Below are 13,031 nucleotides of genomic sequence, written 5' to 3' on the forward strand. Positions count from 1 at the left end.
AATTTCGGATTAAATAGAAAACCACTGTACCTTTCTGATACAGCGATCACTTTGAACATTGACCTTGCCGCGGACCGTACAAACTTTCTGCCCCTGCCACGGAAGGAATACACGGCGACGAAGGTCATTGACAACTTCGCGGCCATGACCGAATGGCGCTATCATCTCTGGGATATAAATATGCTGGCCAGATTGCCAGTCAGATAAAGAAATTTCCCGCACTCCAGATAACAACTCATCTCGGCTTTGCTCAGACAAAAACGCCCAATTACAAAATGCAATTGGGCGACCTTGTTCATCTTCGTAATAGCAAAACTGGTTTAGCTCAAACGCAGGCATAATACGTTGCTGCCATTCAGCAACAACGTATCTGCGATGAAGAGGTGAATGCTGACTTAACAACATCACCCCTCCGATTATTTTTTGAATTTGCGCTAACGTAAGATTTGCTGATTGATATGCAATAGACATATGCCCAATATCACCAAATGCAGTTGCTATTTAACTTTAGAAACTCGCTTTTTTGGCGCAGTTTTTTCTTCCGTTGTTCCCTCTTCAGCCTGAGGGTCAACCGGTTCACTTGATGGTAAAAAACCCGCTGCAACTAACTTGTCAAATTCAGCTGACATGCGAGGATCTTCGAGCATGTTTTTAACCATGGAAACCATATACATAAAGCCAGAAGCTGGCATATGAACCACTTGTTTAAGCTCAAGGTCATCATCATTTTCAGCCATTACGCCACTAGCCATATTTTTTTGGTCTTGACCTACGAAATAAAGGGAAAAAACGCCTTTATTATAATTAACACTAGAAATGGTTTGAACAAACTTCTCTGTCATAAAATAAAATCTCAAAAATTTAACAAAACAAAATGAAATGAACCTTAATCGCATTTAATTGCGAAAAAAGAAACTATAATTGAAATAAATTGAATTGTTAATAGAAACAATCAAATTTAAATCAAAAAACCAAATTAAATTAAAATTAACTCAATAAAATCAATAAGATACAATGAAATTAAATATAAAAATAAAACGAAAACTTGCTGGAAAATATATCAAATGCTAGTATAAAACCTCTAAAAAATCTAATTAGAATGCAAAATGACAGCTAAAGAAACAATGATAATATTATGCATAAACCTTCACCTGAAATTAATTGAAGATGGCAAAAAGGACATAATCAATGGGGAAAACGACATATCAAAAATTAAAGAAATGAATTATTTTGATTTTATTAAAAAAATAGAAAATGAAAAAGAAATCAAAGTATCAGCTAAGTTTTCACAATTTAAAAGTCTAGATAAAGTAAAAACTCCTTCGATTCTATTCGATATGGAAGGTTTACCATTAACTTTAGCAAAATCTAATAAAGATAAGTGTTTAATACAAAGACCTAATAAAGAAACTCCTGAAATAATTTCGTATAACGAACTCAATTCAATTTGGAACCACAGATGGCTGGAGATAAAACAAGCTCAATCACGTTTTGATATCGCCTGGTTCATTCCTGAGTTTTTGCAACACAAAAGAATACTCGGGGAAATTTTTTTGTTTTCTTTTGTATTGCAAATACTCGCCTTAATCTCACCGCTATTTTTTCAGGTTGTGATGGATAAAGTGCTTGTACATCAAGCTTGGTCAACCCTTGATGTGCTTGTGATAGGGCTTGTGATCACTGGCATTGTAGAGGTTCTACTTCGCGGCTTACGCGAATATCAATATGCGCACACAGCCAATAGAATTGATATTCAATTAGGACTTAAGTTAGTAAAGCACTTGTTTGGCCTTCCTTTGATGTTCTTCAAAACACGTCAAGTAGGCGCTATCGTAACTCGCGTGCGCGAGCTTGATACTGTACGAGAATTCTTAACAGGCTCGATGTTTACTTTAACGGTCGAGTTCTTGTTCATGTTTGTCTTTCTCTATGTAATGAGTTTGCTTTCACCTCCTCTCACATGGTTATTTATTGCAACCATCCCTCTTTACGTATTGCTCGCTTGGTGGCTTACACCTCGAATGCAAGCGGCGGTAGAAGAGCAATTTACGCACGCCGCTGCAAATACCTCTTTTCTCACAGAGACAGTGGCTGGCAGTGAAACTCTAAAAAGCTTAGCCGTAGAGCCTCGTTTTGTTCGCCGTTGGGACGATCAAACGGAAAAAATGGTCTCTACTGGGTACGTGGTTCAGCAACTCAACAACCGATCCAACCATGTCGTTCAACTCATCCAGAAAGTAACAAGTGTTGGAGTTCTGTGGTTAGGGGCAACAGAAGTACTGTCATTGGAAATGACTATCGGACAACTGATCGCTTTTAATATGATGACAAACCATATAGCCCAACCTTTATCACGCATGGTTGAGTTATGGGGGCAATTTATTCAAACGCGCGTGGCACTAGAAAAATTGGGAGACATGCTTAATTTACCTGTGGAGCAGCACACAGGGAGCGATACGATTGCATTACAAGGCGCAATTTCGTTCAAAAACATCCTATTTCGTTACCAACCAGATATCCCACCGACCCTTAACAACTTGTCGCTAGATATCCAAGCAGGTGAAACATTAGGCGTTGTGGGAACATCAGGCTCAGGGAAAAGTACTCTAGCTCGATTACTGCTACGACTCTACTGCCCAGAAAAAGGGTTAATAACGGTTGATAACACACCACTTAATCAAATTGGCATCCAGCAACTGCGCCAACAAATCGGCATAGTTCTGCAAGAAAACTATCTATTTAACAAAAGTGTTTGCGAAAATATTGCCCAATCGAAGCCTGAAGCTAGCTTAGAAGAGGTTATCGAAGCGGCAAAACTTTCTGGAGCTCACGAATTTATCATGAAGCTCCCAATCGGCTATGACACGATCTTAGCCGAAGGTGGGCAGTCCCTTTCTGGCGGACAGAGACAACGCCTGGCGATTGCGCGAACTCTACTTTCAGATCCCAAAATCATGATCCTGGATGAAGCCACGAGTGCACTGGATGACGAATCACAAGCGTTGATTCAATCCAATATGGCAAATATCGCGAAGGGCCGTACGGTCATCACTATCGCTCACCGGTTATCCACCGTACGAGATTGCGACCGAATTATCGTTCTACACCAAGGTAATATCGTCGAGCAAGGTAACCATCAACAGTTAATCACATTGGGCAAACAGTACAAACAATTATGGCAACTTCAGCAAGAGCTCAAGCAAGAGGATTCAAACGCATGAAAAGTGTCATCAAGCGATTCTTAGCCAAATTTAGAATAAACCAAGCGACTGAGAAGCATTACGAATTTTTGCCTGCGCACCTCGCCTTATCACAACGTCCTCCTTCACCATTTGCTCGCATAACGGCCATCACGCTCAGCTTGGGAGTCGTTGCCGTCTTAATTTGGGCGTATTGGGGGAAATTAGATATACAAGCGACAGCTACCGGACGTTTCGTTGTCTCTGGCCGCTCACAAGTGATTCAATCTTATGAGCAGAGCCGGGTTCTCTCTATTCACGTAAAAGATGGGCAACGAGTGACAAAAGGCGCGCCGCTTCTTACTCTTGATACCCTAGGCATCAATCAAGACATTACCCGTTTAATCACTCAGTCTGAATTTCAAACTAATGACCTAATTCGATACCAATCTTTGAATAGTGGCCTGCCACTCTCTAAGGACCTATTATTTTCGGCCTTACCACTCGAACAACAAGCGTTGATCAATGAAAACTTCTTGAGTGAGAAACGTGAATATGAGTCGACCCTGGCAAGTATCAAAGCAGAAATGCAGGTCAACAAAACATCACAAGCGGCTCGTCAAAGTGACATCAACGCATTAATTCAGTTAACCGAAAATATTAGTCAGAGACTCGCGGCACGAAAAACGTTGAATCAAATAAAAGTCATTGGACACGTAGAGTATCTAGAGCAAGAAAAAGAGCTACTGGAAGTTAAGCGCCAAGTGTCGCAACAACGAGCTGAATTAGAGGTTCTAAAGTCGCAATACCATAGTCTTGAAGAAAGGCTGACGGGGTTCAAAGCACAAAAACACAGAGAATGGCTCGAAAAAAGAAAACAAGCGAAATTGCAACTCGGGGGTTTAGCTCAGGAGTTGTCTAAAGTTCGTGAGCGTGAACAGTTAGAAATCATCCGTTCTCCTGTCGATGGTACGGTTCAGCAACTCAGTATTTACACGCTAGGAGCAGTACTTCAACCAGCACAAAATTTAATGATTATTGTCCCTGAAAATGCAGTACAGCAGGCGGAAATACAAATTCTCAATAAAGACGTAGGTTTTGTTTACCCAGGACAGCCAGTGACAGTAAAAGTAGATGCGTTTCCATACACTCGTTACGGTACTATCGAAGCTGAGCTATTGAGTATTTCTCGTGATTCTACTACAGACGAACGCTTGGGGCTCATTTTCCCAGCCCAAGTTAAGCTTAAGAATAACAACATCTTAATCAACGGTAAAAGTATTGAGTTGACACCAGGCATGTCCGTCGTTGCGGAAATAAAAACGGATAAACGTCGTGTTATCGACTACCTGCTGAGCCCAATACGTGAATACCAAGCAGAATCGCTAAGAGAGAGATAAGTATGGATATGACCTTATCAACAACGGAAAATAGCGTTTCTACCACTCAAGATGCTTCTATCAATCAGGACGCTTCTATCACACAAGATAATGGCGGAATCGACGCCGTCGTTTATGCGGGTAACTATTTCCACAAAAAGTCGACCAAGACACAGCTCAAGCATGCTTTAGGCGTCAGTCATTCCAATTTAAATGACTTGGAAATAAGGGAAGCTGCAGATTATATTGGCCTGAAAAGTCAAGTAACGAAAGTAAAATCGAACGAGCTAGATACCCTTCCACTGCCCGTTTTAATTGAAATCGACAATAGTTGGAAAGTGCTCACAAAATCAGCGGATGGTTCTTCTCTTTTATATGATCCAGCCACTCAATTGGAGCAGCAGAGTGAGCTTAGTCCGAGTAGTCACTCATCAACGTACAAGGTAATGTTGGTCGCGGATGAAAGACTAAGTAGCAAAGAAGTGAAATTTGGCCTTAGCTGGTTTGCCCCCTCTATTTGGCGTCAAAAGAGCCAAATGCGAGATGTGTTTATTTATGCTATTGCCCTTCAAATATTCGCACTGGTGAGCCCGATGTTGTTTGAAAATGTCATCGACAAAGTGCTAGTCGGTCGCAGCTTGTCCAGTTTACATGTGCTCGCCATAGCGATGCTTGCTCTTGCCATTGCAGAGCCAGCATACAGTTACTTGCGCAATACCGTATTTGGCCACCTCGCAAGTCAAGTAAATGCAGAGCTATCAGGACGCCTTTATCGCCATTTAGTCGGCCTCCCCCTCAATTATTTCAAGCAGCGTCAGACAGGACAAATCATTGCTCGAGTTCGTGAAATGGCTCAAATTCGCCAGTTTTTGACCGGTTCGACGTTGATGTTATTGCTCGATCTCATTTTTGTTACCGTCTTTCTTGCTGTTATGTTCCATTATGCCAAGACTCTGACTTGGCTAGTAATCGGCTCACTTTTTATCTATTTCTTACTTTGGCTTATTGCTGGTCCAATCATAAGAAAAAAAGTGGAATCAGAATACGAATCGGATGCCGATGCCACGACCTTTCTAACGGAAGCAGTAACAGGCATTGAAACCATTAAAACCACAGCGACAGAACATCGATTTTTACATCAATGGCAACATATCCTCAGCCAACAACTAAACCGTAGCTTTGATGCTCAAAAATCAGGACTCATTGCAGGGCAAGGCATCGGGCTGATACAGAAACTGACTGCGGCACTGCTCCTGTGGTGGGGAGTCAGCGAAGTACTTAACGGTGAGCTCACACCCGGACAATTGGTGGCCTTCAATATGTTGGCCGGCCACGTGACTCAGCCGGTACTTCGACTTGCGCAAATTTGGCAAGACTTCCAACATACTCTTATTGCACTAAAGCGAGTGGGCGATATTCTTGATGAACCAAAAGAAAATGGTAAACAAGGGTTAGCTTCTGTTCCTGAACTCAATGGAGGCATCGAATTTAGTAACATTCGCTTTCGTTATCACGAAGACTCTCCCGAAGTGTTGGCCAACTTATCGTTAGAAATAAAACCGGGCCAGTTTATCGGCATCACCGGGCCATCAGGCTCAGGAAAAAGTACCATCACCCGGCTATTGCAACGTTTGTATGTCCCTCAACATGGTCAAGTATTGGTAGACGGTATGGATCTCGCGATAGCCGACCCAATTTCGCTACGTCGCAACATGAGTGTGGTATTACAAGAAAGTATTCTTTTTTCTGGGAGCGTTGCAGAGAATATCCGCCTAAGTCAGCCTCAAGCTACTGATGAGGAAATACGCAATGCTGCGCAGCTTGCCGGTGCTTTGGAATTCATTGAAGGACTTCCCCACGGGTTTAATCAGCCCGTTGGGGAAAAAGGGGGCTCTCTATCTGGCGGCCAGCGTCAACGTATTGCGTTAGCAAGAGCCCTACTCGTTAACCCTAGGATTTTACTGCTTGATGAAGCAACGTCAGCACTCGATTACAACTCTGAAGCTGCCATCATGAGCAACATGAAAGAGATTTGTAGAGATAGAACCGTAATTAGCATCGCACACCGCCTTAACACCATTCGTCATGCGGATAATATTCTTGTTCTTGATAAAGGCCAAGTTTGTGAAAGTGGGACTCACGATGAACTGGTTGAGAAGGAAGGTCTTTATGCAAAATTATGGAAGCAACAAATTGGCGGCTGATTTATAAATTGAAATCTACGTTGTTATAAGAAATATGGATGGTGTGAGCTTTAACCATTGACATTCACTCAACCCAAAAAGTGTGTGTTGACACACTTTTTGAGCCTTTATTATGTCTTCTCGAAAATCAAAAAACGGCTTTTTCACCTTGGAACGGCGTTGTTGCCTAAATCAGTTGAACCTTTTTCGAGTCTTGCGATCTGATCCTTTATGATGGTTAGAGCGGTGACAACATGGGTAAGGCGAAAAAGAAGATAACTAACTGGGCGGAGTACAATAAGGCTTTGTGCAAACGGGGCTCGGTTACGTTCTGGATAGATGATACAGCCGTAGATGCATGGCGATGCAAAGCCCATCATGGTAAGCGTGGTAGAGGCTTCCAGTACTCTGATACAGCGATTGAAACTGCATTGATGATTAAGGGGATATTCTCTCTACCATTGCGGGCTCTTCAAGGTTTTATCGACTCTATCTTTGAGCTACTGGAGGTTCCACTGACGTCCCCTGACTACACGTGTATCAGCAAACGCTCGAAGACAGTTCAGGTCAAATATCGTAACAAATCCAGAGGAGCTATTCGCCATATCGCTATTGACTCGACTGGTCTCAAAGTCTTTGGCGAAGGTGAGTGGAAGGTGAAAAAGCACGGCGCCGAAAAACGCAGAACTTGGCGCAAACTGCACTTAGCCGTTGATGTAGAAACTCATGAGGCCATTAGTGCAGAAGTCAGTCTTGTAAGTGTTGGCGATAGCGAAGTGCTGCCAACATTACTCAACCCTTTACGTAGAAAGGTAGATACCGTATCTGCCGATGGAGCGTATGACACAAAAAGTTGCTATGAGACCCTGCAAAATAAGGGCAGTACTCCGTTGATACCGCCTCGAAAGAATGCGGCACTTTGGGAAGAAGGGCATCCCAGAAATGAAGCAGTAAAGGCTTTGAAAACGGAACAATAGCGGAGTGGAAATCTGATTCGGGTTATCACTATCGCTCAATATCTGAGACCGCAATGTCTCGATATAAAGGACTAACCAGCGGTAAATTGAGCTTGAGATGTTATAACGCTCAAGTGGGAGAAATCATGGCGAATGTCAAAGCTATAAACAAAGTCATAGGACTAGTTATGCCTGTTCGAAACTAACGGCGAGTCACATATGGCGTCGTTGGTCTTTAAACCGATTTGATCAACAACGCCCTTCCTAGGCTTAACTAAATTTAGCCACCAATAACACATTAATTTCATTTAAACCTTTAAATTTGTAGATACAACCCTCTTAGAGGGGTACTTTAAATCACAGTATCTAACGGTCTTATATACAACCAAACATCCGAGCTTTCAACTTCCTAATATAAACTATTTATCTATGAACACGAGTCAATATCAAAGAGAAAGGACACTCTTATCTTAAAGACGATCACAATTTAATAACCTTTATTATCGCTGCTTGATATAAGCACCCATAAGTTCAAATACTTTGTCTATAGCATTAACAGCCTGAACCATTACCTTGAGCGCATCTTTCGTGCTCTTTAAAGACTCTGTTGACTCTTTCGCTTGATTAATAAGTCCCTTGATACTTTCTTGCCCTACGGAATGGAGACCAGAGTTCGTCTCTCTGATAGAAATATTGTATGCGTAGATTTTCTCGCATTTAATTAGAAACACATCATCTCCTGACTCCTGCATAACTAAGTCAAGGTAGCTTTGAAGTTCGTTGTACATGCTTTGTGATTCTGTGAGGCTCTCGCTCATTCGTTAGTCCTTTAAGGTATCGCAATCTCAGCATCACGAGCAATGATGCAGACTGATAAAAATCATCAACAACTTGCATTAGTGCCTCCAAATATCGGATGAATAACATTGAACACTGAGCTACAAACAGAGACGCTACATAAGTTCAGTCATTCAGTTTTTGAGAAAGAATTTACGACTTCACATGCCTTTGCATCATTAATATCAATTAGTTACAATATACACCCAGCCAAGGACTACTCCATCATATGAATAGGACATTCTTGCATATCACAAGTGACATAAATTATCCTTCCCTAAAACGACATACAAAATAATAGGCTCTAGAGCGAACCTTGCTTAAACAACACATGCACACCATGAATTTTCCTGTTATTGGTGGCTTTGTTGCGTAATTCAGTGGAACTAAATCCAGAACCTACGATCTGAGCAGCTACATTCACCACCTCTCGTAACGTTATGCCTAAACCTCGTTACAAAACAACCAATTGGAAGCAATAAAACCAATCACTCATTAACCGTGGATCTCTAACCTTTTGGATTTATGAAGAAGCGGTAAGTGAGTGGGCACAAAGCAAACAGAGTAAACACAGGAGGCCACGTCGATTCAGTGATCTAGCTATCACCACAGCGTTCATGGTAAGCGAGTGTTTTCTATGCCACTAAGAGCGCAGCAATGATTTATCGACTCGATATTTAGGCTATCCCATGTTTCGTTAAGTTGTCCGCATTACACCTGATCCGCACCGAACCAATGCCCTTAACTTTAATAAGTATTTACACAACAAATGCATTGCGTGTAAATTATTCACTTACACCTAACCCAAACGCCTTTGCTTGCTGCGTCTGGATAGGTCAAGTTCGGGGGAACTTGACCTCCCTGTTATCAATACGGGCTATGCGCTCGGTATTTTTCTAATACCAGCCTTACACTTTCCCATAGCTCTTCGATATATCGATACTCTAGATAAAAGCCACTATCAATAAACTCAGCACCACTTGAAGAAAACCACGGTTGAGTTTCACCTTTCCCACCTACTCCTAATTCAAATTTGGCGCAATACTTTCCGCCAGTTGGGCGAATTTGGAACTTAATGTGATATGTCCAATGGGTTTCTGAATAACAGCGTTAGTAATGGGCTGGCAACCAACCAGAATCGTAGAAGTTCGGTAAACAACTTGCAGGGAGTTGGTATTGTGATAGTGGAAGTGTTGGCATTGCACTTTGAAGTTGGCTAGCCATGTGGTTGAAAGCGCTAATGTAGGCTTCTTTGATGTGTGCAGCTTTAGTGCCTCCTAAAGAAGATAGGGGCTGTTTTGCTTGTCATAAGTATGATCCTTTAACAAAGAAATCCTTACATTTAAGCCATATGTTTAATGCGGCCCAAGATTACGGTCCGTGTTTCTTTGAGGCTTAATTTAGAACCTAAAAGTTGAAACTTCCTAACAAAGAGTGATCATTATCTACAATTCCCGCGCTAGGCTGGATCTTGAAAATACGGCTTATCGGCTACAACAAAGGATTTAAAATCAGCGTGTGTAACGCGTGTTTTGTCCAACTTGTTCTTTGCTGTCCATTGAGTGTTATCTCTTAGGTACTTTCTGTTGTATTCAGATTTCGATTTACCAACTAGCCCTAAATGATAATTCATTTCATGATCTTCGCTAAAATTCACGTAATCCCAATCGTTCATCGGAAAAACCTCTTTTAAGTTATGCAACATTCATATATCGGCACCAAGAAAGGTTTTCAAGGGGAACGAAAGAAAGATATGTCGTCCACACGACCATTGTTGGGTAGAATTTGAACTCATTCACATCCTATTTATGTACGTTTGCCCTACTAAAAAGTTATCCATCCTTATCATATTCTTCACGGTGACACCCATGGTGTATCACGGGAGTAAATTCGACCAAACTATCAACTCTTGATCACTCTCTTAGCATAACCAATTAATTCAGGAAATTACTTATGGTAATATCCAATCAGACACTAATCAGCTCGCTGTATATGGTAATACTTCGTGATAGAAATCTTAAAAATTACAAGAATGATGGCGCAAGGGAGAACGAACCCGTATCTCTGTGAAGGTGATGATGGAAAACAGTATGTCGTAAAAGGCAGTAGTGCTACTTGTCGAGGCCTTGTAAAAGAATGGATAGTAGCTCATCTAGCGAAAAGCTTTGGCTTACCTATTCCGGATTTTAAAATCGCTTGGGTTGATGATTTACTAGTTGAATACAGCTCTTTTGACTTAGAGGCTGGTTATTGTTTTGCTTCATCATATAAACCTAACATTCAAGAAATAACCTATAATCAAATACAGAAGGTTCCAAAGCAGTTACTTCGTGATCTGTTTGTTTTTGATTATTGGATTCAGAATAATGATAGAAACCTCACTGATAAAGGCGGTAATCCTAACTTTTTCTTGGAGCAAAAGACCAAAGAAACGTGTGTTGTTGATCATAACCTAGCTTTTGCAGATGACTTTAAAATTGATGAACATAAAGAACAACATGTAAGTTCAGGCTCTTGGAATGGCTTAGAGCTAGTCGATAAAGAAGTTTATACAGAAAAATTTCAAAATGCCCTGCAAGATATTGACAATATCATCAGTGAGATACCAGAAGAGTGGTTAGAAATGTATCCAATCGATACTATTCGATCAGAAATTACGTTAGTATTGAAGAAATTCTTAGCTGAACCGTTTTGGGAGGACATATCATGAAAGTAGCTTTACAATTCGCGATTGTTCGCTTTATGCCATTCGCAGAAACATCAGAGTTTGCCAACGTTGGTATACTTGCGTTTGCTCCAAAGACTGGATTTGTAAGCTATAAACTAGCCCCTGCCAGATTTAAAAGAGTATCTGATTTCTTCGATGATCTTGAAGGGCAACTTTACAAGCAAGCTATAGCAAATTTTGAAGATGAATTAAATTACATCCAAAACTTCGCAAAGAATATAAGCGGTAAAGAGCTTGTTGAGTTAATGCACGAAGTTACTCGAACTAGAGAAGGTTTGATGACGTTTGGTGAAACTGGTGCAATGATCACTGATGATTGTCACCTTGCACTTGAACAACTCTTTGGCCGCCATATCGGAAGAGACTTTAAAGATACAAAGGAATACCGAGAGCAACAGATGGTTAAAGCCCTTAGACAAGAGCTGAAAACTTTAACCATTCGGTATAAAGAGCAAAGCCTTGATACTGGTTTCAGTCAATTTAAGATTCCACTAGTAGCTAAAGAAGCAAATATAACTAAAGCGATCAAGCCGTTAGCATTTGACCAAGCGACTCCTTTAGCACTCGTTGACCACGGGGATCGTTGGATATCTCGTGTTAAACACTTACTACAAGCAAACGCTTTGAACGAAGATAACTTCTTATTTACGATAGAAAGACCTCAGAATAAAAAAGAAGAGTTTGTAGCCGCTTTTGATACTGTGCAAAAAGGAATGAAAGAACTAGGTGTAAAAGTTATTCCATATCAGAACAGTAATGAAATATTAAAATTTGCGGAGTTTGATTTAGATTGCTTAGTTAATGATTTCAAATTAGTAACGAATTGATACAAATAATAAAGGCTACTTAACAGTAGCTTTTTTACCTGCGAGTGAATGCTTTTATCATTTCATTCTGGCAATTGCTCTGGCTAGTTTAAGTAGTTTTATTGATGTTTTTAGCTCTAACTCAGATTGAATACTTAATAGTGCAATCCCTGCCAATATTTGTTGTGGCCTCACTACTTGGCCTGTCGGCAGCTCCATACTGTCGCGTATCATTTTGAACTATCCCCACTCTTCATAAATACTTAGTTTCCGACCTTTTGCCATTCTCATAAGCCTTTTGCATTCAGGTGGTATAGGCTTTCCCTCATCCCAACCCGTAACAGTCCTCACAGTTTTGAAGCACAGTTCAGCAACCTCTTCCTTAGTTATTTGGCACTCTAACTCTCGAAAAATGTAATTCTTACTCATTTCGCAATACTTCAATGATAAACCTCTAAATACAAGAGGTTGCACTGATCTTATAAGATATGCACCATTAAACATAATCAGACAAAGTGAGCACTGTACAAAGGCGTATTAATTGGTAATATTTGTCTTATAATAAGTTATTAACGAATCGTTAATGTTAGGATTTTTGAAACTCATTTATGTCAGTGCGACCTGAAGTCGTATGAAGCGTTGTTCACCACGAAGAGTGAACCATCTGTACTACCAGATGCCCCTAGGAGCCTGAATAAAGAAGCGGCTCTGACAATGTAACGAAGCTTGGTCGTTAGACTGAGCGGGAACGGAATCGTGAAAGGACGTTCCTCCTGACAACCACAAGTCGGGTGAGTGCTAGGGGTCAATATGATGAAGCAGCGGAAGTGGTTAATACGCTGTAGCCAAAAGGCAACGAGAGTCGGAAAGAGATTGGACATTACTCTTTCGTGGTCATTGTACTCTCCGCACCATTGTGGGCATCTAAGTTGACATTTTACGCGGCATACGGAACAGGGTAAG

The 13,031-nt window shown here is 41.0% G+C and carries 8 protein-coding genes and 4 pseudogenes; 7 read left to right on the plus strand and 5 right to left on the minus strand.

Going from position 1 to position 13,031, the window contains the following annotated elements; translation table 11 throughout:
• Positions 1–9: 9 nt before the first annotated feature.
• Complete coding sequence (gene rtxC, locus AB4503_RS08230) at positions 10–471, minus strand: RTX toxin-activating lysine-acyltransferase RtxC (protein WP_032545857.1); 462 nt, start codon at positions 469–471, stop codon at positions 10–12.
• Between the two features lie 26 nt (positions 472–497).
• Entirely contained in the window at positions 498–842 is a 345-nt protein-coding gene (locus AB4503_RS08235) for a hypothetical protein (RefSeq protein WP_017082577.1), read from the minus strand.
• A 264-nt stretch (positions 843–1,106) separates the two neighbouring features.
• On the opposite strand from AB4503_RS08235, the gene AB4503_RS08240 reads away from it, so the two are divergent.
• The 4 genes and pseudogenes from AB4503_RS08240 (at position 1,107) to AB4503_RS08255 (ending at position 7,903) form a co-directional block, all read left to right on the plus strand.
• Positions 1,107–3,221, plus strand: a complete 2,115-nt coding sequence (locus AB4503_RS08240) for a peptidase domain-containing ABC transporter (RefSeq protein WP_102258476.1) — start codon at positions 1,107–1,109, stop codon at positions 3,219–3,221.
• Positions 3,218–4,579 carry an HlyD family type I secretion periplasmic adaptor subunit gene (locus AB4503_RS08245; RefSeq protein WP_017083706.1) on the plus strand — a complete coding sequence of 454 codons (1,362 nt, stop codon included), beginning with the start codon at positions 3,218–3,220 and terminating at the stop codon, positions 4,577–4,579. The genes AB4503_RS08240 and AB4503_RS08245 overlap by 4 nt, the downstream gene beginning before the upstream one ends.
• A gap of 89 nt (positions 4,580–4,668) precedes the next feature.
• Positions 4,669–6,762 (plus strand): annotated as a pseudogene (locus AB4503_RS08250) (type I secretion system permease/ATPase); the annotation flags it as partial.
• Between the two features lie 233 nt (positions 6,763–6,995).
• Positions 6,996–7,903: pseudogene (locus AB4503_RS08255) on the plus strand (IS5 family transposase).
• A 294-nt stretch (positions 7,904–8,197) separates the two neighbouring features.
• On the opposite strand, the gene AB4503_RS08260 reads toward AB4503_RS08255, so the two are convergent.
• Positions 8,198–8,515: a hypothetical protein gene (locus AB4503_RS08260; protein ID WP_102420932.1), complete on the minus strand. Its 318-nt coding sequence runs from the start codon at positions 8,513–8,515 to the stop codon at positions 8,198–8,200.
• Between the two features lie 513 nt (positions 8,516–9,028).
• Between AB4503_RS08260 and AB4503_RS08265 the strand changes: the two are divergent.
• Positions 9,029–9,192: pseudogene (locus AB4503_RS08265) on the plus strand (transposase); the annotation flags it as partial.
• A gap of 801 nt (positions 9,193–9,993) precedes the next feature.
• On the opposite strand, the gene AB4503_RS08270 reads toward AB4503_RS08265, so the two are convergent.
• Entirely contained in the window at positions 9,994–10,209 is a 216-nt protein-coding gene (locus tag AB4503_RS08270) for a hypothetical protein (protein ID WP_017082566.1), read from the minus strand.
• A 330-nt stretch (positions 10,210–10,539) separates the two neighbouring features.
• Here AB4503_RS08270 and AB4503_RS08275 point away from each other — a divergent pair, with 330 nt between their 5' ends.
• Positions 10,540–11,244, plus strand: coding sequence for a HipA family kinase (locus tag AB4503_RS08275; RefSeq protein WP_029224410.1), 705 nt, complete (start codon positions 10,540–10,542; stop codon positions 11,242–11,244).
• The gene (locus AB4503_RS08280) at positions 11,241–12,089 is read left to right on the plus strand and encodes a DUF3037 domain-containing protein (protein WP_017082568.1); all 849 of its coding nucleotides are present in this window, start codon (positions 11,241–11,243) and stop codon (positions 12,087–12,089) included. The genes AB4503_RS08275 and AB4503_RS08280 overlap by 4 nt, the downstream gene beginning before the upstream one ends.
• 57 nt (positions 12,090–12,146) lie before the next feature.
• On the opposite strand, the pseudogene AB4503_RS08285 reads toward AB4503_RS08280, so the two are convergent.
• A pseudogene (locus AB4503_RS08285) lies at positions 12,147–12,512 on the minus strand (regulator).
• Positions 12,513–13,031 lie beyond the last annotated feature (519 nt).

Source organism: Vibrio sp. 10N.222.55.B11 (assembly GCF_041473705.1).
Classification (GTDB): Bacteria; Pseudomonadota; Gammaproteobacteria; order Enterobacterales; family Vibrionaceae; genus Vibrio; species Vibrio crassostreae_C.

Bases quoted from the DNA above. Each gene is read 5' to 3' on its own strand.
- AB4503_RS08240 (WP_102258476.1), top strand. From the start codon at position 1,107: ATGACAGCTAAAGAAACAATGATAATATTATGCATAAACCTTCACCTG.
- rtxC (WP_032545857.1), bottom strand. From the start codon at position 471: ATGTCTATTGCATATCAATCAGCAAATCTTACGTTAGCGCAAATTCAA.
- AB4503_RS08245 (WP_017083706.1), top strand. From the start codon at position 3,218: ATGAAAAGTGTCATCAAGCGATTCTTAGCCAAATTTAGAATAAACCAA.
- AB4503_RS08260 (WP_102420932.1), bottom strand. From the start codon at position 8,515: ATGAGCGAGAGCCTCACAGAATCACAAAGCATGTACAACGAACTTCAA.
- AB4503_RS08280 (WP_017082568.1), top strand. From the start codon at position 11,241: ATGAAAGTAGCTTTACAATTCGCGATTGTTCGCTTTATGCCATTCGCA.
- AB4503_RS08270 (WP_017082566.1), bottom strand. From the start codon at position 10,209: ATGAACGATTGGGATTACGTGAATTTTAGCGAAGATCATGAAATGAAT.
- AB4503_RS08235 (WP_017082577.1), bottom strand. From the start codon at position 842: ATGACAGAGAAGTTTGTTCAAACCATTTCTAGTGTTAATTATAATAAA.